The 24826-nt window shown below is 58.7% G+C and carries 23 protein-coding genes; 10 read left to right on the top strand and 13 right to left on the bottom strand.

Annotated features, from left to right (window positions below; all coding sequences use genetic code 11):
* Positions 1-11: 11 nt before the first annotated feature.
* From C7H09_RS16635 to C7H09_RS16595, 9 genes are all read right to left on the bottom strand, one after another.
* Positions 12-800 carry an ABC transporter ATP-binding protein gene (locus C7H09_RS16635; protein ID WP_106764818.1) on the bottom strand — a complete coding sequence of 263 codons (789 nt, stop codon included), beginning with the start codon at positions 798-800 and terminating at the stop codon, positions 12-14.
* Entirely contained in the window at positions 797-1885 is a 1089-nt protein-coding gene (locus C7H09_RS16630) for a FecCD family ABC transporter permease (protein WP_106764816.1), read from the bottom strand. Before C7H09_RS16630 ends, C7H09_RS16635 begins: the two co-directional genes overlap by 4 nt.
* On the bottom strand, positions 1882-3030 hold the full coding sequence (locus C7H09_RS16625) for an ABC transporter substrate-binding protein (protein ID WP_106764814.1): 1149 nt from the start codon (positions 3028-3030) through the stop codon (positions 1882-1884). Before C7H09_RS16625 ends, C7H09_RS16630 begins: the two co-directional genes overlap by 4 nt.
* Positions 3031-3038: 8 nt before the next feature.
* Positions 3039-5009: a TonB-dependent receptor domain-containing protein gene (locus C7H09_RS16620; protein ID WP_106764812.1), complete on the bottom strand. Its 1971-nt coding sequence runs from the start codon at positions 5007-5009 to the stop codon at positions 3039-3041.
* Positions 5010-5097: 88 nt separating this feature from the next.
* Entirely contained in the window at positions 5098-6444 is a 1347-nt protein-coding gene (locus tag C7H09_RS16615; protein WP_106764810.1) for a sensor histidine kinase, read from the bottom strand.
* Positions 6441-7145 (bottom strand): response regulator transcription factor, encoded by a 705-nt coding sequence (locus C7H09_RS16610; RefSeq protein WP_106764808.1) that lies wholly within the window; start codon positions 7143-7145, stop codon positions 6441-6443. Before C7H09_RS16610 ends, C7H09_RS16615 begins: the two co-directional genes overlap by 4 nt.
* Positions 7146-7211: 66 nt before the next feature.
* A complete protein-coding gene (locus C7H09_RS16605) occupies positions 7212-7829 on the bottom strand; it encodes a DUF4202 domain-containing protein (protein ID WP_106764806.1) in 618 nt (205 codons plus the stop codon).
* A 95-nt stretch (positions 7830-7924) separates the two neighbouring features.
* Positions 7925-8542 (bottom strand): glutathione S-transferase family protein, encoded by a 618-nt coding sequence (locus tag C7H09_RS16600; RefSeq protein WP_106764804.1) that lies wholly within the window; start codon positions 8540-8542, stop codon positions 7925-7927.
* A 131-nt stretch (positions 8543-8673) separates the two neighbouring features.
* Positions 8674-9111, bottom strand: coding sequence for an META domain-containing protein (locus C7H09_RS16595; RefSeq protein ID WP_106764802.1), 438 nt, complete (start codon positions 9109-9111; stop codon positions 8674-8676).
* A 109-nt stretch (positions 9112-9220) separates the two neighbouring features.
* Here C7H09_RS16595 and C7H09_RS16590 point away from each other — a divergent pair, with 109 nt between their 5' ends.
* From C7H09_RS16590 to modC, 6 genes are all read left to right on the top strand, one after another.
* Positions 9221-9958: a glutathione S-transferase family protein gene (locus C7H09_RS16590; RefSeq protein ID WP_106764800.1), complete on the top strand. Its 738-nt coding sequence runs from the start codon at positions 9221-9223 to the stop codon at positions 9956-9958.
* A gap of 184 nt (positions 9959-10142) precedes the next feature.
* Positions 10143-11141 carry an alpha/beta fold hydrolase gene (locus C7H09_RS16585; protein ID WP_106764798.1) on the top strand — a complete coding sequence of 333 codons (999 nt, stop codon included), beginning with the start codon at positions 10143-10145 and terminating at the stop codon, positions 11139-11141.
* Positions 11074-11457, top strand: coding sequence for a winged helix-turn-helix domain-containing protein (locus C7H09_RS16580; RefSeq protein WP_106764796.1), 384 nt, complete (start codon positions 11074-11076; stop codon positions 11455-11457). The genes C7H09_RS16585 and C7H09_RS16580 overlap by 68 nt, the downstream gene beginning before the upstream one ends.
* Positions 11458-11554: 97 nt before the next feature.
* The gene (modA, locus tag C7H09_RS16575; protein ID WP_106764915.1) at positions 11555-12319 is read left to right on the top strand and encodes a molybdate ABC transporter substrate-binding protein; all 765 of its coding nucleotides are present in this window, start codon (positions 11555-11557) and stop codon (positions 12317-12319) included.
* Positions 12319-12999, top strand: coding sequence for a molybdate ABC transporter permease subunit (gene modB, locus C7H09_RS16570; protein WP_106764794.1), 681 nt, complete (start codon positions 12319-12321; stop codon positions 12997-12999). Before modA ends, modB begins: the two co-directional genes overlap by 1 nt.
* On the top strand, positions 12996-14075 hold the full coding sequence (gene modC, locus C7H09_RS16565; protein ID WP_106764792.1) for a molybdenum ABC transporter ATP-binding protein: 1080 nt from the start codon (positions 12996-12998) through the stop codon (positions 14073-14075). The genes modB and modC overlap by 4 nt, the downstream gene beginning before the upstream one ends.
* Positions 14076-14111: 36 nt before the next feature.
* On the opposite strand, the gene crp is transcribed toward modC, so the two are convergent.
* Positions 14112-14753 carry a cAMP-activated global transcriptional regulator CRP gene (crp, locus tag C7H09_RS16560; protein ID WP_106764790.1) on the bottom strand — a complete coding sequence of 214 codons (642 nt, stop codon included), beginning with the start codon at positions 14751-14753 and terminating at the stop codon, positions 14112-14114.
* A gap of 276 nt (positions 14754-15029) precedes the next feature.
* On the opposite strand from crp, the gene C7H09_RS16555 reads away from it, so the two are divergent.
* From C7H09_RS16555 to C7H09_RS16545, 3 genes are all read left to right on the top strand, one after another.
* Positions 15030-15452, top strand: a complete 423-nt coding sequence (locus tag C7H09_RS16555) for an OsmC family protein (protein ID WP_106764788.1) — start codon at positions 15030-15032, stop codon at positions 15450-15452.
* Positions 15453-15685: 233 nt separating this feature from the next.
* Positions 15686-16477 (top strand): adenosylmethionine decarboxylase, encoded by a 792-nt coding sequence (gene speD, locus C7H09_RS16550; RefSeq protein ID WP_106764786.1) that lies wholly within the window; start codon positions 15686-15688, stop codon positions 16475-16477.
* Between the two features lie 148 nt (positions 16478-16625).
* On the top strand, positions 16626-17492 hold the full coding sequence (locus tag C7H09_RS16545) for a pirin family protein (RefSeq protein ID WP_106764784.1): 867 nt from the start codon (positions 16626-16628) through the stop codon (positions 17490-17492).
* A gap of 14 nt (positions 17493-17506) precedes the next feature.
* On the opposite strand, the gene C7H09_RS16540 is transcribed toward C7H09_RS16545, so the two are convergent.
* Positions 17507-18373, bottom strand: coding sequence for a phosphoribulokinase (locus C7H09_RS16540; protein WP_106764782.1), 867 nt, complete (start codon positions 18371-18373; stop codon positions 17507-17509).
* A gap of 19 nt (positions 18374-18392) precedes the next feature.
* Entirely contained in the window at positions 18393-22154 is a 3762-nt protein-coding gene (locus C7H09_RS16535) for a DUF1631 family protein (RefSeq protein ID WP_106764780.1), read from the bottom strand.
* A gap of 182 nt (positions 22155-22336) precedes the next feature.
* Between C7H09_RS16535 and C7H09_RS16530 the strand changes: the two genes are divergently transcribed.
* Positions 22337-23407 (top strand): aminopeptidase, encoded by a 1071-nt coding sequence (locus C7H09_RS16530; RefSeq protein ID WP_106764778.1) that lies wholly within the window; start codon positions 22337-22339, stop codon positions 23405-23407.
* Here the strand turns inward: C7H09_RS16530 and argA are convergent.
* A complete protein-coding gene (gene argA, locus C7H09_RS16525; RefSeq protein ID WP_106764776.1) occupies positions 23381-24688 on the bottom strand; it encodes an amino-acid N-acetyltransferase in 1308 nt (435 codons plus the stop codon). The genes C7H09_RS16530 and argA overlap by 27 nt on opposite strands.
* Positions 24689-24826 lie beyond the last annotated feature (138 nt).

Genomic DNA, 24826 nt, shown 5'->3' with positions numbered 1-24826 from the left:
TCCTCTTCAAGTCAGAAATAGTCGCTGGCAGTCACTGCGTTGTCTGCCAATACAATGGGATAGCCGTGAGAACAGCGTTCAACACGGGCTTCAATACCGTAAGTGCGCGCAAGCATGGCCGGGGTCAGAACTACCTCTGGCCTACCTAGCTCTGCGCCACCATCCGGTGTCAGTACCAGCACCTGATCACAGAACCTTAACGACAGGTTCAGGTCGTGGCTGGCTACCAGAGCTATAACTCCGTCACAGTCCGAGGCCGCCCGCACCGCATTCAGCACATTAAGCTGCCAGTGCAGATCCAGGGCACTGGTTGGTTCGTCCAGCAACAACAGGGGTGTGCGGCGCACCAGCACCTGCGCCAGGCCCACCATCTGGCGCTGACCACCCGACATTTCGTCGAGCCTGCGCAACGCCAGTTTATGAATCCCCAGGGTTTTGAACGTAGCCTCGATCGCCCTTTCGATATGCGCCCGCGACCAGTCCGGACGGGCCGACCGGCAGGCACTGAAAACAATTTCGTACGCGATCAACGGCACCGGTTGCGGCAGTGTCTGGGGCAGATAGCCAACCTGACGCACCCGCTGATCCACCCGGCCCTGCGCCAGCGGCTCTTCGTGGAGCATCATGCTGCCAGACGCTGGCTGAACCCCGGCAAGAGATTTTAGCAGGGTGGATTTGCCAACGGCGTTCGGCCCGATCACCGCCACCAGAGTACCTCTGGGTATCTCGGGTAACGTGAGATTACGAAATACCAGCCGCCGCCGGTATCCGGCATCCACACCGTTTAACCTCAGGCTCATAACGGTGACCTCCGGCCCCGGCCAATGATCAGTGTAATGAACAGGGGTATACCAACCAGCGCAGTGACGATCCCCACCGGAAGCACAACGCCGGGGATCAACATCTTACTGGCGATGGAGGACAGCGACAGCAACACGGCCCCCGCCAGTGCGCTGCCCGGCAGCAGAAATCGATGGTCTTCACCAAGCATCAGCCGGGCAATATGCGGAGCGACCAGGCCGATAAAACCGATTTCACCGACAAAAGCCATGGCAACTGCCGTCAGCAAGCTAACCCGCATCAATACAATCAGGCGCAGCCGTTCAACGGCTATGCCAAGGCTTCGGGCCTGTTCTTCGCCACTTCTCAGCAAGGTCATCGCCCAGGCCTGACGCAGGGAAAACGGAAGGCATACCACCAGTACCAAACCGACGATCAACACTTTATCGAGGGAGGCCCGGGCCAGGCTCCCCATGGTCCAGAACACGATCTGCTGGACGGATTCGGCATCGGCCACAAACTGGATCAGGCCTACCACGGCATTGATACCAAATAGCAGGGCAATACCAAACAGAACCACAGAGTGAACCGACGCGCCGAGGGTTTTGGACAATAACAGAATTAACATCGACGCCAGTGCCGCGAATACAAACGCCGATAAGGGCAGCAGCAGATCCGCCGCCAACCCGAGGAACGAAATATTGAACACAATAACCAGCGAGGCACCCAGGGTTGCCGCTGCGCCGACTCCCAGGGTGAACGGGCTGGCCAGAGGATTATTAAGGACGGTCTGCATTTCTGCACCGGCCAGGCCAAGGCAGGCACCAACCACAACCGCCATCAGCGCGTAGGGCAGCCGGATATCTTCAATGATTACCCGGGTGGCGGGGTTCAGCTGCTCCGGATACCACAAGCCGTGCAGCACCTCGGCCAATCCCAGAAACGACGGCCCTGAGGCAATATCCACCAGCAGCGCGGCGATAACTGCCGCAATCAGCCCCCCGAGGCAGAGACTCCTGCGCAACACAAAGCGCCGATAGCCACGGGCAAGCTCTGTGCCCGCCTCACCGACAACCGGGGGCGGGCTTACGGACAGCTCACTCATTCCGGCAGCTCCTGCTGATCAATCCAGTAAACCCCATCCAGAGCCACTGGCTGGAAGCGCTCGTAAAACTCGCGCAGGGTGGCCCCGGGGTCCAAATCCGGCCACTGGCCGGGATGAAACCAGGTAGCCAGGGCTTGCACCGCCACCAGGTTCATCGGGGAGTTATAGAAGTGATGCCACAATGCCTTCGCCCTGCCCTCCCGAACCGGCTGCAGGCTGCGCAGTCCGGGCCGATCCGTGGCCCGACGCAACGACGCCCGGGCGTCGGTTTCGCTCACACCGGCGCCCAGCATCACATAGGGCACTTCGGCATCCGACACCCGGTAGGTCGGGGTACCAATGGCCGTGGCAATATAGATGTCGGGCGGTTCGGTCAGCAGGTGCTCCAGACTGACCACGCCGGACACGCCCGGAAGCAGCTCCAGCGCGACATTGCGGCCACCGGCCGCCGCCACCAGTTCACCAATCATCCCGGCCGCCATGGTTTCGCAGCATCCGGCCTCGCGGCCCAGGCGGCTGTGCAGAAAGACCGACGGCCACTGCTCCCGGGGTATCCGGGCTACCTGTTCGGTCACCCTTGCCAGTTCCCGCTGATAGAAGTCGTTAAACTCCCGGGCACGGGCCTGCCGGCCGAGCACCTCGCCCAGCAGGGCCATGCTCTTCGGGGTGTTCTCCAAAGGATTCTGCCTGAAATCGATGAACACCACGGCCACGCCAGCCTTTTCGAGCTGACCGATCAGTGCCCGGTTACGGGCGCCCGGGCCATGGCCTTCGAGGCTGAATATGGCCAAATCGGCGCCCATTGCCAGCACGCTCTCCAGGCTGAAGCTGTCGGCCGAGGTATGGCCAACACGAGGCACCCTGGCCAGCGCAGGGAAACGATCCCGGTACAAAGCATAGCCCGCCGGATCGGTCAGTTCGAAGTCTGGCAGCATACCCGCCAGCCGATCCGCCAGAGCCTCGCCCTCCAGGATCGCCAGTGCCGGAATGTAACGGCTCTCGCCCAACACCACCCGGTTAACCGCGTCGGGTACCGAAACCTGGCGACCGGCAAGATCGGTGACCACCTGCGCGGCAGAGGCCAGCCCCGACAGTGCCACAAAAAGACCGCCCGACAGGGCGGCCAAAAACCTGAGATACGACATGAAAAGCCTCAGAAACGCAGGGCCAGGCCCAGCCGGATGTCACGGCCCGGCGCCATGTTGCCGACAATACCCTCATAGTCTTCAATATGCTGGAAGTCAGCCTGGCTGGCATGATCCAGGTATTGCTTGTCGGCGACGTTTTTTACGGTCAGGGTCAGGCGCAGGTCTTCACTGCCGGTGGGCAGCCAGTGCGCATACAGGTCGTGCACGCCATAGCCGGGTTTGGCGATGGTACCCACCGAGGTCTCCAGGCGATCAATGCCCTGCACAAAGCGGCCCTGCCAGCCAAACTCCAGCTGCGGGTTCAGCTGATAGGCCAGATCCGCCACCCAGGTATCACCAATGGAGTTACCCAGCAGGTTGTGTTCGTACACGGTCAGCGGCGTGCCATTCACTTCCGCTTCATTGCTGTGGAAGCTCAGGCCCGCAGACAGCCCCTGCCAGCGGTATCCCGTGCTAATCAGAAAGCCCTCGGTCTCCAGGTCGCCCACATTGGTATAGATGGTTTGCTTCCAGGGTATCAGCGGGTCGCTGATGGCATCACGAACGTCAGAGCGGTAGACCTCGCCGGAAAGCGAGAAAGCTCCGTTTACATAGTCAAAACCCAGCTCGGTGTTAACACCTCGCTCACCTTTCAGCTCAGGATCATTCTCGGCGCCGTAGAGTTTGAACGTGTCGTGGGTAACCGGGCCGCGAAAGGCTTCCGCGTATCCTGCATTGAGCGTCAGGCCGCTGAGTACTTCCCAGGACAGGTTAACGTTCGGGCTCACACCGTCGTCGGAAAAACTCTGCTTGCGGGTGTCTTTCATAGCGTAGTCATCGTAGCGAACCCCGGTGCTGAGCAGCAGCGCCCGTGTCAGCCAGATATCCGCCTGCAGGTAAGTGCCAAATACCTCACCCGACTCCTGGTAGAACTCCCCTTCTCCCCGGGCCTGGCCCTTATCTTCACGATACTCGACGCCGTAGGTCATGCTGTGGTCACCAAACCGGCTGGTATTGCGCAAATCACCGCCAACACTGCGCACGGCACCGCGATAATTTCGCCCGTCCCTGTTCTCCGGATCCCGTTCGATTTCCGAATCCGTGTAGTACACCGTAGCATCCACCGCCACCAGAGGATTACCGGAAGGCGTAAAGCCGTAGTTCAGGGTAGTCGTGTCTCGACGGCTATCCAGGGCAAAGGTTTTATTGAACGGGCTGGCGCCCCACTGGGGTCGCAGATTACGGTCGCCATCATCGGTGCGGATTTCATGACTGACGCGTACCGTCTGATTCCCCGGCAGATGACCGACCAGCTTGGCATACCCTAACTGCTGACGGGCCTTGGTACCGGCAATGTCGTTGCCATCGCCATCCTGGTACTCGTCATGATCGCTCCGGCTGGCAGAGAACATGGCACTCCAGCGGTCGTCCAGCCGACCGAACAGCGTCGTGCTGGCTTTATAGCCATCGGTGTTGGAAAACGAGCCGAGTTTCACCAGGGCACCGGCAGTTTCACCGGAGCGCAACAGATCTTCCGGATCTTTGGTGACAAACTTGATGGCGCCACCAACCGCTCCGGAGCCAGAGGTAGCCTTGCCCGCACCGGCATCTACCTCGACCTGCTTGATCAGTTCCGGCTCAATGCGCAAACGACCGGCATGATGAAACAAAGCGCCAGCCTGTACCGCGCCATCCACCGACACATTCAGCATCGAATCCTCAAGACCGCGCACATAAACCTTTTCGCCAACACCCACCGGGCCACCCACGCTGACATCGGGCTGACCGGCAAACACGTCAGCAAGATCTTCAGCCTGGAAGTTGTCCAGGGTTTGCCGGGAAACCACGGCATCGGCTCCGCTCTGACGCTCGGCTGTTACCTGGATCGGCTCCAGCGATACCGTTTCCGCACTGGCCAGAGGCGTAGCCAGCAGCGCTAACCACAGCGCATTGCGTTTGAATCTTCTGGAAGGGCAGGATGAAGTGGTTATAGTCACGGCAGCTTTGGCTCCAAAATGAAATAAATTCCTATTTGCGGAGCATTCTCGTCAAACCGTGTCGCAAAGTGAACCGGTTTTACAATTGTTACAACCGGGCCTCTGGCAACCACAACTCCATCTCCAGGCCACCGCCCGGCCGGTTACGGGCGCGTATCCGGCCACCAATGGCCTCCAGCTGCCGGCGTGCGAGGGCAAGCCCCAGACCATGGCCCGCCGGAGCATTTTCGCGATCCCGGCAAGCCCGGAAGAACGGCTTAAATATCAGTTCTGTCTGCTCCGGCGGTACCCCCGGGCCCTGGTCGGCAACCGTCAGCCGGTAAGCCCCGTTGTCCGCGGCCAGCACAACCCGGATAATCCCTCCGGCGGGCGTGTAATTGCAGGCATTGCGAATGACATTTTCAATGGCCTGTGCCAGCGCACGCTGGCTGGTGTTCTGAATCAGAGCCGTGTCCGGGGCTTCCAGAGACAATTGATGATCGGGGTATTCGTAGCGGGCATCGCTGACGATGCTGTCGACCAGATCGGTCAGATCAAGCGCCTCAGCATCCAGCGCAGGCTGTTCGTTTTCCAGCCAGGCCAGAGTCAGGGTATCCTCAACCAGCGACTGCATCAGATCACACTCCCTCCGCAGGCGCGGAATAAAGTGCTGAGTATTGATGCCTTCCTCAACACAACTGATCGCCATATCGATACGGGTCAGTGGCGTTCGCAGCTCATGGGAAAGATCCGCTATCAATCGCCGCTGAGACAGGATCAGATCGCCAATGCGCTCGGCCATCCGGTCAAAGGTATCCGCCAGCGACGCCAGTTCATCGTTACGGCCACCCAGCAATGAACGCACCCGTGCCCCGAGATGCCCTTCACTGAATTGCCGGGTCGCGGTTTCGAGCTGCCGGATGGGGTTCATCACATGGCGGTAAATCACCAGACAAAATATCAGCAATACCGTCAGCGGCAGCACCACCTTCAGAACCAGGCGCACCTCTGGCAGATAGGTGCCCGGGCGCATGCGCTGCGGCAAGGTCACCAGAAAGTGGGTAACCCCGTCTGCGAAGGTGATCTCCATAGTGGGGTTTTCGACAAAATACAGGTGAATCTTCCATTCGACATCCCGCCCGAGACGAAACCGATCCATGAAATCCTCTTGCAGCCTGCTTCCAGCCAATGGCTCCAGACGTGACCGCACCACCGCTGCCCAGGTATTTTCCCGGGCCTGCAGGGCCTCCAGCCATTTGGCCAACGCCTGCTCATTGCCGGAGTTGTACAGGCGCTCGGCGGTCTCACCCCATGCCCGAAGCGTTTCCTGATGATGGCGAGCAATAAAACTCATCTGCTGTTCGGTTGTTGCCCCCAGCAGCGAGATCAACCAGAACAACGCCAGAGTACCCACTGCCAGCAAACCGCAGAGCTTCCACCACAAGCGCCGGTTCACTGGAAAACGTACCCCTTGCCATGAACCGTCTGAAGCCGGTCTGCAGCCATACCGGCCCCGGTCAGTTTGCGCCGGACACGACTCAGATGCATGTCCAGGCTACGGTCATAGCGGCTGAACTCTTTCTCGAGAACCAGCGGATACAGGTAGGGTTTGCTCAGAACCTCGCCCTGATGCAAAACAAGAATCCAGAGCAAGCGGAACTGTATCGGGGTTAGCTCAACGGGCTGCCCGGCAAAAAGCACCGACAGGCAGTTTCGGTCAAGTGCCAGATCCCCCATGGTGAGGCATGGCGGATCGCTTCTCTGATCCCCGGCCCCGATGGTGCGCCTGAGCAACGCCTCGATGCGCAGGATCAGTTCCGTAAAGCTGAAAGGCTTTGGCAGATAATCGTCCGCTCCCTGCTGAAAGCCGGTGATTCGGTCTTGCTCGGCGCCACAGGCGGTTAACATCATGACCGGTGTCCGGCGCATTTTGCGCAGCCTCTCCAGCACCTGAAAACCATTCAGGTTGGGCAGCAGCACATCCAGCAGAATCAGATCCAGCTTCTGCCCCAACGCCGCAACCAGCGCCTGATCCCCCTCGAAACTCTGCTCTACCTGGTAACCACGGGCCTCCAGCAACCCGGACAACTGTTCATTCAGCGCCCGGTCGTCTTCGACAATCAGGATTCTGGGTTTCTGGCAGGCCAACACACTCATGAATGATACTCGATATCAAATGATAACAAGCATCATATTGCCGCAGGCGGCTCACCTCAAGCCTGATTAATGAGCGTCTTCACCGGCCAGCGCTTCCTGCAGCAACGCCAGCAAGTGCTCAGGCATGCCCTCGGCCAGTTTCAGCGCTGTCGCGTGGCCTCGGGGGGTCATCTTGGCCCAGGTGCGGCGCACGATGCGCAGCCATTTCTCTTTGTCGTAGTCCGGGTTTTCGGCATAGAAGCCAGCAAAATACTTCTCCAGAAACACCATGCAGGCAACATCTTCCAGCAACTGGGTATCCTCATCTTCCCTCAGTTTGCGTTTGGTCAGGATGATTTCCACCCGCTCACACTCGCTCTGTGGATAACCACAGTCGGCCATGATTTCTGCAGCACGGCGTCCGTGCATTCGGCCACAGGCCTGGCGCCACTGGTAATAGTTTGCCCGGCCTTCACCATACTCACTGCGGGGCATGGTCCAGCGCTCCAGGTGCTGGGCCCGGCAAGCGATCTGCATGGCCTCGGAGGGCGCCGCCTCCAGCGCGAACAGCCAGCGTGTCATGTGCAGGCTATAGGCATACTCTCTGGGCAACAGTTCACTGCCTACCGGTTCCTGATTCGGGTCGGCCTGATTGGCGGTATCGATGGCGGCGATGGCGCACTCAAGCCGGTTGGGCTGATTCATAGAGGCATCCTTGGTCTTGATCAAACGAGAACGCCCCCGGTATCCGCTACCGGAGGCGCTGGGGTTATTGCCCGTTATTATACTCGCAAAGACTCTCAGGCCTGAGCCGAGGGCCGGGCCTTGATGCGGTCATACCACGCCTGCAAATGGCTGTGCTCAGGCTTGATCCGCAGGTTGACTACCCGGGCAAAAGCCACGGTGGTGAAGGCGTTGATGTCGGCAGCGGTATAGCGGTTGGCGCAGATATATTCCTGGCCATCCAGAGCGTCGTTAAGGAAGTGCATGAACTGCTCAACACTCTTTCCGCACTCCTCACCCCATGCCTGAACCGGCGTCATGCGATCTTTGAAATAACCCGTCGTGTGTTGGAAACACATGCCCGTGGGCATCATGAAATAGAAATCGATCCAGCGCAGCCATTGCTCGATCTGAGCCTTTTCCAGCGCGGTTTCACCCAGCAGGCATGGGCTGTCGGGAAAAGCCTCTTCGAAGTACCGGCAAATCGCCATGGTTTCGGCCACGCAGTTGCCGTCATCCAACTCCAGAACCGGTACTTTTTTCATCGGGTTTCTGGCAACGAATTCCGGGGTCAGGTTCTCGCCTTGCTGAATATCCACCTGCTCAAACTGAACCTGCTCAAGCAGGCCTTTTTCCGCCAGAAACATGCGAACCCGGCGAGGGTTGGGGGCGGTTCGGGTTTCGAAGATTTTCATTTTATTATTTGCTCCGCAGACACGATAACGTTGGAGAGTTGAGAGTGACCCGCCGCAACAAGAAATTCAAGCTCATAAAAAAGGCGCGACAGTGAACCGTCACGCCTTTTGAAAAAACCTGAAAGCCGGGTTTACTCAGCCTTTCCCGATGCCACTGCCGTAATGGTCATGCCCTCGGATGTCTCCAGCATCAGGCGGCCATCACCGGCAACCTGGTAGCGGGCAACGTCGTTCAGCACTTGTAGAAAGCGGGTTTCCTGTTGCATCAGGCTGTCCGGGCATGCCATGCGGGTTGAGGCCATATGGGTAAACTCGAGTTCCTGCCCCTGGATGTGCCAGCCACCGTTGTAGCGGTTACAGGAGGACGAGCCGTAAACCCGACCTTCTTCAGCAAAGCTTATGGTGATTTCGCTGTCGGTCAGAACCGGCTTGCCATCGATGGACTCAACCAACCAGTTACTGCCTGCCAGAGACCCTGGCTGCCCCTCTTTTTGTGACTGGTTCAGGGAACAACCCCAGAGTGAACCAGTCACCAGAAGCATGGCGAAAATGTTCTTTGCAAGACTCATATAACCCCCTGAAACAATACGATACGAAGCTAACATTTTACGCTTTCGGACGTGGGAATTCCCTGAAAGAAAGGTTAATCTTGCGTCACCAGACATAGGGAGTTATACCATGGCCATCACCCTCTACCAGTTCTGCATCTCCCATTATTCCGAAAAAGTCAGATGGGCACTGGATCATAAAGGCCTTGCCTGGCAACCCGCCAACCTGCTGCCGGGCCAGCACATAAAAACCATCCGGAAACTGACTGGCGGTGCGTCGTCCGTGCCGGTTCTGGAACACGATGGTGAAATCATCCAGGGCTCATCGGCTATTCTGGACTATCTGGACAACACCTTTCCCGAACACCCGCTGACGCCGGAGCATCCCGATGAACGGGCCAGCGCGATCGCCTGGGAGAACAAACTGGACGAACTTGCCGGGCCCGCCATCAGAACCTGGGTCTACCATTACTTTCTGCAACGCCCGAAAGAGGTGGTGCCAATGCTGGCCGCGGGTACGCCCTTCTATAACCGCATCATTCTCAGTCTTGCCTTCAGCCGGGTTGATGAAACTATGCGCAACTGGATGAAAATCAACCAGAAAACTGCAGACCAGGCACAAGCCACCCTGGAAGCCCTGGTTACCGAACTGGCGGATCACTACCGGCAACAGGACTTTCTGGTGGGCGGCCGGTTTTCCCGGGCGGATCTCACCGCTGCATCATTGCTGGCGCCCCTGTTCCAGCCCGCGCAGTATCCGGTGCCATGGCCAAAGCCATCCAAAATACCCGGCCCGGTGCAGGCCTGGCTTTCAGAATGGCAAAGCGCCATCCAGCCCATCGCCAAGATGTATCAGCAACACCGTTGAGTTGGTGGTAAATCACCGGTTGATGACTCGTTCCTGACGATAATCCGGATCCACAAATATGTGGACATGTTCCGCGACATGGTAGGGCCGGGCAGCTTATTGTCCCGTCTCCAGCACGCATGGAGTCCCCGCCGGAGTGGCAGCGCCCGGCGCCTGAAAACGACAACAAGCACAGGCCCTGAACATGACCGAGCAACCTCTGACGCTGACTGCCCCGGACGGCCACACGATCAACGGCAGGCAATACCTGCCAGATGTTCCCTCAGGCACTCTGGTGATCAGTCACGGCATGGCTGAACACGGCGACCGATACCGGGAACTGGCACGCTGGCTGATGGCCCGGCAAATCCTGGTCATCACCTTTCATCATCGCGGCCACGGCCCTGACTGCCCTGAACAGCGCCAGGGGCATTATGCCGATGCCGACGGCTGGTCAAAGGTTGTCGGCGATCTGCAGCAGGTTATTGAAGCAACGCGCACCACCTACCCCGAACTGCCGGTCAATTTGCTGGGCCATAGCATGGGGTCATTTATTGCTCAGAGCTGTGCCCAGCAAGACAGCCACCATATCGATAATCTGATCCTCAGCGCCACCAACCGGATCAACCGGGGCCAGCTGGGTATTTTCCGGCTGGTGGTTCAGCTGCTGGCTGCCCTGCTGGGGCATCGCCGCCACAGCCGCTTGCCCGGAAGGCTGACCTTCGGCCAGTTCAATCGCGCCTTTCGCCCCAACCGAACCACCGGCGACTGGCTCAGCCGGGATCCGGACCAGGTGGACCATTACCAGAGCGATCCTGCATGCGGGTTCGATTGCACGCTGGGGCTCTGGCGGGATTTTATTGGCGGCATGTTGAGTATTCGCCCTGACCGCTGGCGTCGGGATTTGCCCGTGCATCTGTTCTCCGGCACTGAAGACGCGGTCGGTGAAATGGGCAAAGGCGTTCGCAAGCACTTTCAGACCATTCGGGAATCCGGCGTTGAGCAGGTAACCCTGAGATTATTTGCCGGGGGCCGTCATGAGATGCTGAACGAGACCAACCGGCTTGAGGTATGGCAGTATCTTCTGTCACTGTGCCATACCCGAACCGCAACAGAAGCCATGTCGAACCACGCTCATGACCAACAGCAAACACTCCCCTTCGCCACAGAGGCTAACCCCCCGGCTCCGGCTCAAAGCCGGTGATGACATCGCCTTCGGGCCCGGCAAGGCACAATTACTGGAGCTGATCGACCAGCACCGTTCCATCTCCGGGGCCGCCCGGGCTATGGGCCTGAGTTATCGCCGGGCCTGGTTGCTGGTGGAAACCATGAACCGCTGCGCCAACACCCCGCTGGTTGTTACCGCCACCGGTGGCCGCAAAGGCGGGGGGGCCGAGCTGTCATCTCTCGGACTGCATGTGCTGACGGAGTTTCGGCAGCTGGAGCAGGAAATACTGCAATCGCCGGCATATCAGTCTCTGGCCGGTGTATTCCAGTCACCACCACTCGATCAAGCCTGATCCGCGCCCGGTATCATCCCGCAAAGCTTGCACCTGCCGCCGGGCAGCTCTACTATGCGCCTATCGCTATATACGGAAGAACATAAAGAAAATGATCATGGCGCACATCCCGAAAAAAACCAGAGGCTGGTTACTGGCCGCTCTGGTGGCGTTGAGCCCGACCGTGTCGGCCGGTGAGGTAGCCGTGGCCGTCGCAGCCAACTTTACCGATACCACCAAGAGCCTCGCCGAACTCTTCCGGAAGGAAACCGGCCACACCCTGTCGGCAAGCTTTGGCTCTACTGGCAAACTCTATGCCCAGATCAAGAATGGCGCTCCCTTCGACGTGTTCATGGCCGCCGATGTAAGGCGCCCCGAACTCGTCGAAAGTGAGGGCGATGGGGTTGCCGCTACCCGGTTCACCTACGCCCGGGGCAAGCTTGTGCTCTGGAATCCCCGGCCCAATGCCTTCGACAAGGGCGCAGACTATCTGCAGCAGCAACCCTTCGCCCGCCTGGCCATGGCCAACCCGAAAACAGCACCCTATGGCCTTGCTGCTCAGCAAGTAATAGAGCATGTTGGCCTGCTTGGGGAACTTCAGCCGAAACTTGTGCGTGGCGACTCCATTGCCCAAACCTTCCAGTTTGTCGCCAGTGGCAATGCCCAGGCCGGATTCGTCGCACTTTCCCAAGTCAAAGCCTGGCCGGAGGGTAAAGGCACCTTGTGGTCGATCCCCCAGGATTTCTACCAGCCCATCGACCAGCAGGCGATTCTGCTCAAACGGGGTCAAAACAATGAAGCTGCTGCCGCCTGGCTGGATTTCCTGAAATCACCGGCAGCCATCAGGATTATCCGGGATTACGGATACGACACGGCGGACTGATCTTGGAGACCTACTGGGAACCTGTCTGGCTCACTCTGAAACTGGCGCTGCTAACCACTTCGGTTCTGCTGGTGGTGGGCACGCCTGTGGCCTGGTGGCTGGCCCGCTCCCGGCATTGGGCCAGGCAACCCATCGCGGCCATTGTGGCCTTGCCGCTGGTGCTTCCACCCACAGTGCTCGGGTTTTATCTGTTACTGCTGCTTGGCCCTAACGGCTGGGTTGGCCAGTTCACCCAGTCTCTTGGCCTGGGCCTGCTACCCTTCACTTTCGAAGGCCTGGTGGTGGCCTCAGTAATTTACTCCCTGCCCTTTACCGTACAGCCTCTACATAACGCGTTTGACGCCATCGGCGAGGGCTTTTTGGAAACTGCCGCAACTCTGCGGGCAGGCCCCTGGGATCGGTTCTTTTTTGTGGTTCTGCCACTGGCAAGAAACGGTTTTATTACCGCCAGCGTCCTCACCTTTGCCCATACCATCGGTGAGTTCGGCGTTATTCTGATGATTGGCGGCAATATACCCGGAGAGACCAAGGTTCTGTCTGTAGCTATCTACGACCACGTAGAATCCCTCGAATATACCCAGGCCCACTGGCTATCGGCGGGCATGGTGGCCTTCTCCTTTGTGGTTCTGGTCACCCTGTACACACTCAATGGCCGTGCCAGGGCCGGAGCCTTCCGATGACCTCAGCCAATATCCGGGCCCGTTTCGACTGCCGCTTTCCAGGCTTTCACCTTAACGTCGACCTTGCACTGCCAGGCACCGGTATTACCGCCCTGTTTGGCCACTCCGGCTGCGGTAAAACCACCCTTCTAAGGTGCATGGCGGGGCTGCAGCAAGCCACTGGGGAGCTGACGGTTTTCGGTGATGCCTGGCAAACCGCGCATACCTTCAAGCCGGTGCACCGGCGCCCCCTGGCCTACGTTTTCCAGGAAACCCATTTATTTCCCCATCTGTCGGTTAGCAAAAACCTGACCTTCGGGCAACGGCGGGTGCCCGCAAATCAGCGCAAAATCGATTTTGACGACGCCGTAGCCTGGCTCGGCCTGGCGCACCTGCTGGACCGGATGCCCGCCCGGCTCTCCGGCGGCGAGCGGCAGCGGGTGGCCATTGCCAGAGCTATTCTTACCAGCCCGAACCTGCTTTTGATGGACGAACCCCTGTCTGCCCTGGACCAGGGCTCGAAGCAGGACATACTGCCGTATCTGGAGCGACTGCGGGATCATCTGGCCATGCCCATTGTCTATGTCTCCCATTCCACCAGCGAAGTCGCCCGGCTGGCGAACCATATTGTGATGATGGATCAGGGTAAGGTGGTTGCCCAGGGGCCGCTTCAGGAGACGCTAGCGAGGATTGACCACCCGTTCCGGCTGGAGGAAGACGCTGGCATCATCGTGGAAGGGCGCCTTGAAGAGCTGGACGAGCACTGGCATCTGGCCCGGTTCAGGTTTGACGGAGGCAGCCTGTGGCTGCGCCAGGATGAAAAACTCCAGCCCGGAGACACGGCCCGTATCCAGGTGCTGGCCAAAGATGTGAGTATTGCCCTGTCGGAACACCGGGATCAGAGCATACAAAATTTGCTGGAGGCCCGTGTGGATCAGATCGAGACAGACATCAGCCCGGGCACCACACTGGTCCGGCTGATGTCTGGCGAAACGCCCTTTCTGTCACGGCTGACAAGCCGATCAGCGGCTCAGCTGGCCCTGGAGCCGGGCCAGCAGGTGTGGATACAAATCAAATCGGTGGCGTTGGTGGAGTAAAGCGGCAACTGACTGTCACCGGCTACCGGTTGCCCCCTATCGGGTGCCGTAAACCACCATGGTCTTGCCCTTGACCCGCACCAAACCCTGATCTTCCAGGGTTTTCAGTACACGGCCAACCATTTCCCGGGAGCAGCCAACGATACGGCCGATTTCCTGGCGGGTAATCTTGATCTGCATGCCATCCGGGTGGGTCATGGCATCCGGCTCCTTGCACAGGTCGAGCAGAGTTCGGGCAACACGCCCGGTCACGTCGAGGAAGGCCAGGTCGCCCACCTTGCGGGTGGTCTGACGCAGGCGTGACGCCATTTGCTCGCCGATAAAGTACAGCACCCGAGGATCCTGCTGGGCAATTTCCCGGAACTTGGTGTAGCTGATTTCCGCCACCTCGCACTCGATTTTGGCCTTCACCCAGGCGCTCCGGGAGTCCATGTTGTCGAACAACCCCATTTCGCCAAAAAAGTCGCCAGAATTCAGGTAGGCCATGATCATCTCTCGGCCATCGTCATCTTCAATAATGACGGTAACCGAGCCTTTCACGATGTAGAACAGAGAGTCGCTCTTGTCGCCAGCGTAGATGATGGTGCTTTTCGCGGGGTAACGCCTACGATGGCATTGGGAAAGAAAGTAGTCCAGGTGCTTGGTTTTCTGCTCAACCGGCTTGACGATAGTAGCCATAATGCGAGACGTGCCTCCTCAGAGTCTGGCGATGCCTGATCTTTTTATAATCCCGCCTGTCCCGGCAGGTTAGGTTTTTACTGTTTTGCCACGCAACTTATAACAAGAAGGCAGGGAATGGGCAACTTGAAACGGCATACAGGATGCCTCGGATAGCAATGCTTCTTTGGTCGAATGACATCATGAGCTTGGTTCGCGCTTATGCTAGCATCGCACCAACACCCATAGGACGTTGCTGACCCGGGTCAAAAAACGCCGTCATCAGAGGAATATTCAATGAAAGCAACCGTTGACTGGACTGGCAACGCCAGTTTCCGCGCCACCAGTGGCACCGGCCACAGCGTGCAACTGGACGGCCCGCCCGACCGCGGTGGTGAAGATCTCGGCCCCCGCCCCATGGAAATGCTGCTGATGGGCGTTGGCGGCTGCTCATCCTTCGATGTGGTCAGCATACTGCAAAAGAGCCGACAAGACGTTACCGCCTGCCATTGCGAACTGCAGGCGGAACGGGCCGATGCGGTGCCGTCGGTGTTTACCAGCATTCATCTGCATTTTGTTGTTACCGGCCGCAACCTCAAGGAAAAACAGGTGGAACGGGCGGTCAGCCTGTCAGCCGACAAATACTGCTCGGCCTCCATCATGCTAGCCGCAGGAGGCGTAAAAATCAGTCACAGCCATGAAATCCGGGCCGAAGACTGAGTTCAATCGGGCGGGCCGGACAGCGCTATTTCAGGTCGGCCCCGGCCGGCCACAAAAATGTCATTGTGAATACTATTCAAGGCAACCGGCGGTATGCATAATACGCAACTTTCTCCGCCGGTCTGTGCAAAAGGTGAACACAACAATCACCCGGTCAATCATCGGTGGCGGCCTCGGCAGGGGCGATATACGGCCCTGCGAACATTCATCTCCATAATCCGGAGGGGCTGAACATGGAAACCAAACTCCAATTACACGGTTTCAACAATCTGACCAAATCCCTGAGCTTCAATATCTACGATATCTGTTACGCACAGACCGAAGAGCAACGGGAAGCCTACATCGACTACATCGATGAAATGTATAACGCCGAACGGCTTACCCAGATTCTGACCGACGTGGTCAAAATCATCGGCGCCAATGTGCTGAACATTGCCCGCCAGGATTACGAGCCCCACGGTGCGTCGGTGACCATGCTGATTGCCGAGCATGAACTGACCAGCGAACAGGCCGACAACGAGGAGTCTCCCGGGCCTCTGCCAGACACCATTGTCGCCCATCTCGACAAGAGCCACGTGACCGTACATACCTATCCGGAGAGCCATCCCCACGATGGCGTAAGCACCTTCCGGGCGGACATCGATGTTTCTACCTGTGGCCTGATCTCACCGCTGAAGGTACTGAACTACCTGATTCACAGCTTCGACTCGGATGTGGTTACCGTGGACTACCGGGTGCGCGGCTTTACCCGCGATGTCGACGGCACCAAGCATTACATTGACCACGACATCAACTCGATCCAGAACTATCTGACCGAGGATACCCAGAACGCCTACCAGATGATCGATGTGAACGTGTACCAGGAAAACCTGTTCCACACCAAGATGATGCTCAAGGAGTTCAACCTCGACAACTACGTGTTCGGGGTAAACGCCAGCGACCTGGACCCGGCAGAAGCCCAGTCCATAGAGGATCGCCTGCGCCGGGAGATGCTGGAAATCTTCTACTCCAGGAACGTTCAGTAATTGCCTTCGGGGGCAGCACCACTCGCCGGGTTGCTGCCCTTCATGCTTATTCAGTTTTTTTGAACTGACTCGCCAGAATTCTACGGTTTGATCCCCGAGCCGCCCACGCTTTAATAGCCGTACCGTCGTTTTTCAGGAGACTCCGGCTATGCTTCGTTCTGTGCAAACCATCATCCCGTCCATGGCGACTTCCGACGGTGCGGGCGTCCGTATCCGCCGCTCACTGGGCCAGAAGTCTTCACTACGCATGGATCCATTCCTAATGCTAGACGAGTTCGGCTCAGATCAACCCGAAGACTACATCGCCGGCTTTCCGGCCCACCCACACCGAGGTTTCGAAACCGTAACCTACATGATCGAGGGCCATATGCTGCACGAGGATCATCTGGGTAACCGGGGCAACCTGCGCAACGGCGGCGTACAATGGATGACCGCTGGCCGCGGTATCATCCACTCGGAAATGCCGCAACAGGAATCGGGTCAGATGCGCGGATTCCAGCTCTGGCTTAACCTGCCCGCCAGTGAGAAAATGAAGCCTGCAGGGTATCGAGATATCCAACCGGAGGACATTCCGCTATTGCAGGTGGAGGGGGCTGATATCCGCCTGATTGCCGGGGAGCTGACCCTCGCGGGCATCTCTGCCATCGGCGCGGTGTCTGGCGGCCAGACGGCTCCGCTTTATGCCGACATCCACCTGGCGCCAGAGGCCCGGCTGAACCTGCCCGTTTCCGCAAAACTGAACGGACTGCTTTATCTGTATGATGGCACCGCAAACCTGCAAACGGAGCAGCAGCACCAACGCCTGACGCTTTCCTGTGCCAGCATTCTTGGGCCGGGCGATGAGGTACGGCTTTGCGCTGGCATGGCGGGTGCGAAATTACTGTTGATCGCCGGGCTGCCACTGGCAGAACCAATTGTTCAGTATGGCCCCTTTGTCATGAACACCCGGGAGCAGATTGAACAGGCACTGGCCGACTACCGGAGCGGCACGCTTACCAACAACCCGGGCGCCTGACGCTTTGTCTGGCGTTACGCAAAGGCCTTGGCGACCATCAACTGCTGCACCATGGGCCGCAGGATCAGATCCATGGCCAGGGCCAGCTTCGGGCCCGGAATCACCAGCGTGTCGTGACGGGAAAGGCTACTTTGGGGAATGGCCTGAAGCAGCCAGCGGAAATCCACTTCCCGGGTATTCCGGAAGTGGATTACCACCATGCTTTCATCTTCGCTGGGTACATCACGGGCAATAAACGGGTTTGAGGTGTCGACCAGCGGAATGCGCTGGAAGTTGATGTGAGTGTGGGAAAACTGGGGCACGATATCGCGCACATAGTCGTCCATGCGATTAAGAATCGTCTCAACGACCGCTTCCTGGCTGTAGCCCCGCTGATGGGTATCCCGGTGGATCTTCTGGATCCACTCCAGGTTCACGATCGGCACCACCCCGATCAGCAAATCAACGTACTCGGCGATGTTGAAGTCGTCACAGACCACACCACCGTGCAGCCCCTCATAAAACAGCAAATCCGTATCGGGCGGCAGCGAGCTCCAGGGAGTAAAGGTGCCGGGCTTGTAGCCAGCGTTCACCAGCTCCAGATCCTCATCGTGCACATACTGCCGGCAGCGGCCGTTACCTGCCTGGCTGTAGTCGTAGAAGAGCGCTTCAAGGCGGTCGATATGATTGGCAGCCAGGGCAAAGTGGTTGCGCTCACCAAACTGGCCCTTGGCGGCCAGCCGTGCCATCTGCTCACGGGTGTAGCGATGAAAACTGTCTCCCCGCACCATAGCCGCACGAATACCTTCACTGGCAAAGGTACGGCTGAATGTCTGGCTGACGGTGGTTGTGCCCGCTCCCGAGGAACCGGTGACCGCAATGATCGGATGGCGCTTCGACATAAAGCAAGGGCTCCCGCAGCTAGCCGACCAGACTGTTCAGCAGCCTGGGCTTTTCAATAACAAAACCCTGTGCATAGTCCACGCCAAGCTGCCGGAGAGCATCAAGAACATCACGGGATTCAACCTGGCAGGCAATCACTTCGCGCTTCATGTAGTGAGCCATATCCACCATGGATCGAACCATTGCCTGATCGGTCTGGCTGGTAGGCAGCTGCGCAGTCAGCGCGCTGTCGATCTTGATCAGATCCACCGGCAAAGAACGCATGTACTGGAACGAGTTAGGCCCGCTGCCAAAATTGCCCAGACAGAAGCGGCAGCCAAGCTCTTTCATCTCCAGCATGAAATCCGCCACCGACTGCACGTCGTGGATGGCAGAGGCTTCCGTCAACTCAAACCAGAGCCGCTCAATCGGCGCATCTTTTTTACTGAGTTTTTCGTAGATAAACTCCAGCAACGCCTGATCATTCAACGAGTGCCCGGACAAGTTAATACAGACACCGCCAACGTCCCGTGGATCCGGTGCCCGATCCCGCAACCAGTCGAGCATTTGGCCGACGACCCAGCGATCCACTGCCTGCATCCGGTCATAGCGCTCGGCCATGCGCACAAAATCCTGGCCGGTAATCAGCTCGCCGCTTTCATCGTACATACTGATCAGTATCTCGTACTGGGCCGCCATGACCGTGTCGCCGTGCAGCGGAATTATTTTCTGGCAACGCAGCAGCATGCGTTCGTCATCCGGGCTGCTTAATTCGGCAACTCGGGCCGCAATCCGTTCCTGGCGTGCCTGGCCTGAGGCGTCAAGAGCATAGATAACACACTGCCCGGAGCCTTTTGCCCGCGCCGAATTCAACGCCTGCTCAGACGCCCTCAGCCATTTTTCAGAACTGATCAGCCCGGACGACTCGGGGGCGAGCCCGGCATTGGCGCCGAGCTGATAGCTGCGACCATCAAAGTTGAAAGCCTCTTGCTCAATCGCGGACAACAGGGTTTCTGCTACGGTTTCGCCACTTTCCTCCGGCACCAGCATGGCAAACTCGGTACCGGACATTCGAGCAACCGGCATTCCGCCGTCCACGTGCTCGCAGATCAACCCGGCGATGCGTTTCAGGGCTTCGTCTCCGGCCTGGTAACCCGCCGTATCGTTCAGCAACCGGAACCCTCTGAGGTCCAGCTGCAACAGTGTCCGGCTGTCTTCACGGCGCACCAGGTGCTGGTCGAGCATACGCTCAAACTCCCGGCGGTTGAGCAGGTGGGTGAGCTCATCGTGAGTCGACGCCCAGGAAAGCTGGTCGTAAACGTTGCGCACCATGCGATCAATGCTTTCATCCACCAGTGGACGATCGTACTGGTTGTCCGGCACGATGATGCCTTTGCGCATCTGCCTGGCCAGAGCCTCCAGCTCCAGCTCCACCACGCGCATACCCTGATGGTTTACAAAAACAAAGCGGCTGAAACCCCGCGCAACCCACACCAGGCGAATGTACTGAGGCTGCTCCGGACGTGTCTGATCTTTTAGCCAGTCGCCGGTGCGCAACTGCTGCGCCCGGTTCACCCAGCGCTGCAGGCTACGCTGTTCCCGTTCGCTGAGAACCGCCTTGTCGGGTTTTGCAACAGCCGGGGGCACTTTCACCATCTCAGGCGCATGATCGGGGCGACGCACCAGAAACTGCTTGAGTTCGTCACGGATCTGCGAGGAAGGCAGATGATTACTGGAAATCGACGCCAGCCCATCCTGAATCAGCCGGAGCAACTCGGGAAGATTGATATTGCTTTGCGGATCGTCGGCAAAGGCCAACAACAGATCGACCACCGCCAGGTAATCCTGCCACAGCTGGCTGTCGGGCCCCTGCCGTATCCAGGTCAACGACAGCAGGTCTCGCCACCCACCATCCAGCAGGCTCATCAGAGCCCGGGGAACACTCCGGCCCGCCAGTTTCTGATCCAGCGCCTCGGCCACCGCTGCTTTCGAGTCCGCGACTTTCTGCGCACCTTCCGCTGCGGCGGTTACCCGCTCAACGTTGCGGCGATAAACCAGGTTCTGCCGGTCGATCAGGCTGTCGAATTCACCCACCGCCTGCTCGAAGACACCGGTATCCTGCTCAAACTCGGTAGCGATACGCTGAACCAGTTCATCCACCCGCCGCTGAACCACCGGATTCAGCCGCCCCCCTCTCACTCCGAGCTGGGCAAGCCGGTTCATGACGCCGCGAACCGGGCTGTTCTGGTCTTCAAAAAACTCCGGATCCCGCATGACAACCTTCAGAACCGGCACCTCAAGCTGACGCATTCGGCTCTGGGCATAGTCGCTGAGTTTCGGGCTTTCCACCACGCTGTGGAAAAACCGGTCGACAACATCCAGGGTCTGCTGATGATCCGCATTCAGCCCTGAATCCCCGGACTCACGGATTTTCTCGACCACCCGTTCCTTCAGCGTGCCAGGGCTGTCATTGTCTGGCGCCGCAGCCTGCAACTGCAACTCCTGCAACTCTTTTTGCAGCTCGCCGCCGGACAGTGGCCGGGCTGTTGCCGGAAACGGGTTCGTGGCCGGTTCACCTGTTGCCACCCGGCTGGCATGCAGAGTACTCAACAGGTTCTTGACCGTCGCGAACGCCGTTTGTGCCGCCTGGGCGTAACCCCGGAACTCTCCCGCTACCCGGCCACGAACGCGACCTTTAGCCGACGTTTCCGGCGCCGGCGCAGTTTCAGCGGTGGCCCCCGGGCTGCCCGCCAACGTCTCCGGGACATCCGGCGGCACCGGTTTCTTCGCGGGCTCCTCTTTCACCATGGCCTGATCACTGAGGTATCTCGACAAATCAAGATCCGGCAGAACCCCGTGGCGAATCAGGATATTGTTCAGCTCCCGGTATAACGGCTCCAGCTGCCTGACCACGGCCTGCTCAAACACTTTCAGGCAGATCTTCTCAACTTCCCGGCCCACTTTTACCTGAGCCAGAGCAGTGTGGTACGCCTCGCAAACCAGCGCTGGCCCCAACGGATTGTGATGGCCGGTGCGATTGGCAATACCCAGGTGATCCAGGCGCAGTTTCAGCTGTAACAGATCCCCCCGGTACTGGGTATCGGCCCGGGTGACCATCACCCGTATGGCCAGCCAATCTTCAAATTCATTTTTATCGACCACCGAAAGGACGGAGCCCGGCACACCTTTGGGTTCAGGCTTCAGCGGCGACTCCAGGCTGCGGCCCATGTAGTGCCAGAGCACCCGCTGCCGCCCCTCAATCTGGCCGGCCGAGTCCATGAATTCGTTGGCCAGCTGATCATTGGCTGCCTTCTGGGCAGCCTCCCGCAAAGCCTGAACTGTCTGTACCAGACAAGCATCCATTAATGGCTCAATAAACTGGGTAACCGTGCGGGCACACTGATGCAGCACAAACTGGACGCGTTCACTGGGCGCCTTGAGGGAGGATCGCTCCTGGGTGCCAGTACTGCCGCAAAGCTGCAGCATGGCGTTGATGGCGCCCGGGTCTGCCCGGGTAAAATTGACACCCATAGCGCCCTCGATCCGGCGAACCGGGAGAACATGCAGGTCAAACCGGCGATTGCCTTCGAGCCCGCGAAACCGGACAACCAGCTCCGGAGTAACACCCGTGTCGAGCACCCGGTCGACTTTGGCGGAGGTTTCTGCGGAATAACGGATAAACAGCCCCTCGGCACAGAAGTCTGCGATCTGGCAGGGCCATGCCTCACCATTACCTGCATCTATCTGAGCTGCCAGTTTAATTGGCTGTCGGGGGCTGCTACGACGTTCTCTCGAATCCATGAATACCTGACCAGGTTGCAAAGCCGGTTTGTTACCGGTGAAAGGTGACCGGTAAACGTCCCTGAAACTCTCTGAGTACCAACTGCTATGATAAAGCCTTCGGGCCCGGGATAACATCAGTAAGCCTTCAGAACAGCGAAGGTTTTTCTCCCGACGGAGTATTAACCACAACAAGATGCCCCATGAAACAGCTTAGTCAGATATATCTGCTTTTGCTACTGTTCCTGCTGCTCAGTGGCTGCTCAACCGTCAGCTACTACAGCCAGGCGGTTAGCGGCCACCTGTCTCTGATGTGGTCCGGAAAATCGGTTACCCACCTTATTCAGCGTAGCGATACCCGCCCGGAACTCAAGCACAAACTGCAGCTGAGCCAGGCCGCCAGAAGGTTCGCCGAGGAACGCCTTTCCCTGCCGGTGGGTGGCGCCTTCAGCGACTATGTTGCACTGGATCGCCCCTGGGTTCTGGTCAACCTGATTGCGGTACCAGAGTTTTCACTGCAACCCAACCGCTGGTGCTACCCCGTGGTCGGCTGCCAGGCCTATCGGGGCTACTTCAGCCTGGAGGACGCCAGGGCAGAAGCAGCGGATTTTCAGGCCCGGGGCTACGATACTTTCATTGGCGGTGTAACCGCTTACTCCACCCTGGGCTGGTTCGACGACCCACTGCATTCCGGTTTTACTGCACTGCCAGAGGACCGAATGGTGGCATTGATGTTCCACGAACTGGCTCACCGGGTGCTCTACATCGACGAGGACACGGCGTTCAACGAAAGTTTTGCCACGGCGGTGGAACTGGAAGGCCTGAAGCTCTGGCTGGAACTCAGGGGGGAGTCCGTGCTGTTTAACCGGGCGCTGACGCGGCTGGAGCACCGGCGCAAGACCCTGGAACTGGTGGAGCAGACCAATGCCCGCCTGAACCGACTGTACCGTGAACAAAATGCCCTCGGCACGGAACTTGTGCGCAACCGTAAAGCCCAGTTGCTGACACAGCTGGCACAGGCCTACGCGGATCTTTCAAAACACTTCCCGGAACCGGGGCCCTTTGGCTCGCCGCCGGTTACCCTGAACAACGCCAATCTGGCCCTGTTCCGGCAATACAACCAGCATGTTCCGGCATTCCGCCAGCTGTTGCGTGATGCAGGCGGAGATTTCCCCCGCTTTTACCGTCAGGTGGCGGCGCTCGCCGAAGCCCCGGAGGCGGTTCGCAACCAGCGCCTGGCCAGCCTGTCACAGCGGTTTGTAGAAGACCTTTGAGTTGCGCTGGGTGTTGTAGGCTGCCAGCTTGGGCCCGGGCAATTCCTGCACGGCGGTAGGCACAAAGCCCCGCTCCCGGAACCAGTGCTCGGTCTGGGTAGTCAGCACAAACAGCCGCTGGATACCCTGGCCCCGGGCCAGTTTCTCAACCATGGCCAGGATATCGTCGCCCCGCCCGGCCCTGCGGTAAGAAGGATCTACAGCAAAACAGGACAACTCACCGGCGTTTTCTTCCGGGTAATGATACAGCGCCGCGCAGCCAACGATGGTGCCATCCCGCTCGGCCACCACAAACCGGTTGATTTCGGTTTCCAGCATTTCCCGGGATCGGCGCACCAGTACCCCCTGCTCTTCCAGAGGTTGGATCAGTTCCAGTATGCCGCCGATGTCTTCCACCCGGGCCTGGCGTATCTGCTCGTAATTGTCACCGCTGACCAGAGTGCCGGAACCATCCCGGGTAAACAGCTCTTCCAGCAGTGCGCCGTCCTCAGCATAGCTGATGATGTGAGCCCGCCGAACGCCTTTCACGCAGGCGTCACAGGCCGCTTTCAACAGGGCCGCGTCGTGCCCGGTTACGGTGTTGTCCTGCAGTCGGTCGGCTGCCTGGCGGGCAGACAGCTCTCGGATCAGCGCGCCGTCTTCTTCCAGCAGACCTTCGTCATCAATAAAAACGATCAGCTTTTCCGCCTGCAGGGCCGCCGCCACCTGGCTGCCCACGTCTTCGTAAGACAAATTAAAACTGTCACCCGTAGGGGAGTAGCCCATAGGCGGAAGCAGCACAATATGGCCAAGCTCCAGCATCTGCTCGATACCCCGGGCATCAACCCTGCGCACCCGCCCGGTGTAGCCAAAGTCGGTACCGTCCAGCACGCCTACAGGTTTAGCGGTAACGTAGTTGCCGCTGGTTACCCGGATGCGGGCGTTGTGCATGGGGGAGTTGACCAGGCCCATGGAAAGCTGGCTTTCGAGGTAAGCCCGTAGGCCACCGATGGCTTCCATCACCAGCGGCAGGTGGTCGTCTGGGGTAATGCGCAGGCCGCGGGAGAAGGCGGATTCCAGGCCAGCGTCGTCGAGCCGGGACTGGATCTGGGGGCGGCCTCCAAAGGCAACCACCAGGCGCACGCCGAGGCTGCTGAGCAGGGCGATGTCGTGGATGATATTAATGAAGTTGCGGTGCTCGATGGCATCGCCGGGCATGGTAAGAACGACGGTTCGGCCCCGGTGGGCGTTGATGTACGGGGAGGAGTGACGGAATCCGTGTAACCAGTCGTTCGATTTCAAATCTCGTGTTCCTTATGTCTCAAGGCCTCGGTATCAGTGCTTGAGTATGCCAAGTAATGCGTATGCGCTCAAAGTCGGTAATCGCCGAGGTTGGCCTGGATGTTCTTCCAAAACACGCCCATGAACCCGTCCCTGGGG

This window comes from Marinobacter fuscus, assembly GCF_003007675.1.
GTDB classification, from domain to species: Bacteria; Pseudomonadota; Gammaproteobacteria; order Pseudomonadales; family Oleiphilaceae; genus Marinobacter; species Marinobacter fuscus.
Note: the sequence above shows the minus strand (reverse complement) of the source record. Positions and strands in the feature narration are given on the sequence as shown.

Coding starts and splice junctions, on each gene's coding strand:
- C7H09_RS16635 (WP_106764818.1), bottom strand. CDS start 800: ATGAGCCTGAGGTTAAACGGTGTGGATGCCGGATACCGGCGGCGGCTG.
- C7H09_RS16585 (WP_106764798.1), top strand. CDS start 10,143: ATGACCGAGCAACCTCTGACGCTGACTGCCCCGGACGGCCACACGATC.
- speD (WP_106764786.1), top strand. CDS start 15,686: ATGGAAACCAAACTCCAATTACACGGTTTCAACAATCTGACCAAATCC.
- modC (WP_106764792.1), top strand. CDS start 12,996: ATGACCTCAGCCAATATCCGGGCCCGTTTCGACTGCCGCTTTCCAGGC.
- C7H09_RS16600 (WP_106764804.1), bottom strand. CDS start 8,542: ATGAAAATCTTCGAAACCCGAACCGCCCCCAACCCTCGCCGGGTTCGC.
- C7H09_RS16625 (WP_106764814.1), bottom strand. CDS start 3,030: ATGTCGTATCTCAGGTTTTTGGCCGCCCTGTCGGGCGGTCTTTTTGTG.
- C7H09_RS16580 (WP_106764796.1), top strand. CDS start 11,074: ATGACCAACAGCAAACACTCCCCTTCGCCACAGAGGCTAACCCCCCGG.
- C7H09_RS16610 (WP_106764808.1), bottom strand. CDS start 7,145: ATGAGTGTGTTGGCCTGCCAGAAACCCAGAATCCTGATTGTCGAAGAC.
- C7H09_RS16595 (WP_106764802.1), bottom strand. CDS start 9,111: ATGAGTCTTGCAAAGAACATTTTCGCCATGCTTCTGGTGACTGGTTCA.
- C7H09_RS16530 (WP_106764778.1), top strand. CDS start 22,337: ATGAAACAGCTTAGTCAGATATATCTGCTTTTGCTACTGTTCCTGCTG.
- C7H09_RS16605 (WP_106764806.1), bottom strand. CDS start 7,829: ATGAATCAGCCCAACCGGCTTGAGTGCGCCATCGCCGCCATCGATACC.
- C7H09_RS16540 (WP_106764782.1), bottom strand. CDS start 18,373: ATGTCGAAGCGCCATCCGATCATTGCGGTCACCGGTTCCTCGGGAGCG.
- C7H09_RS16630 (WP_106764816.1), bottom strand. CDS start 1,885: ATGAGTGAGCTGTCCGTAAGCCCGCCCCCGGTTGTCGGTGAGGCGGGC.
- modA (WP_106764915.1), top strand. CDS start 11,555: ATGGCGCACATCCCGAAAAAAACCAGAGGCTGGTTACTGGCCGCTCTG.
- C7H09_RS16555 (WP_106764788.1), top strand. CDS start 15,030: ATGAAAGCAACCGTTGACTGGACTGGCAACGCCAGTTTCCGCGCCACC.
- C7H09_RS16535 (WP_106764780.1), bottom strand. CDS start 22,154: ATGGATTCGAGAGAACGTCGTAGCAGCCCCCGACAGCCAATTAAACTG.
- crp (WP_106764790.1), bottom strand. CDS start 14,753: ATGGCTACTATCGTCAAGCCGGTTGAGCAGAAAACCAAGCACCTGGAC.
- C7H09_RS16590 (WP_106764800.1), top strand. CDS start 9,221: ATGGCCATCACCCTCTACCAGTTCTGCATCTCCCATTATTCCGAAAAA.
- C7H09_RS16545 (WP_106764784.1), top strand. CDS start 16,626: ATGCTTCGTTCTGTGCAAACCATCATCCCGTCCATGGCGACTTCCGAC.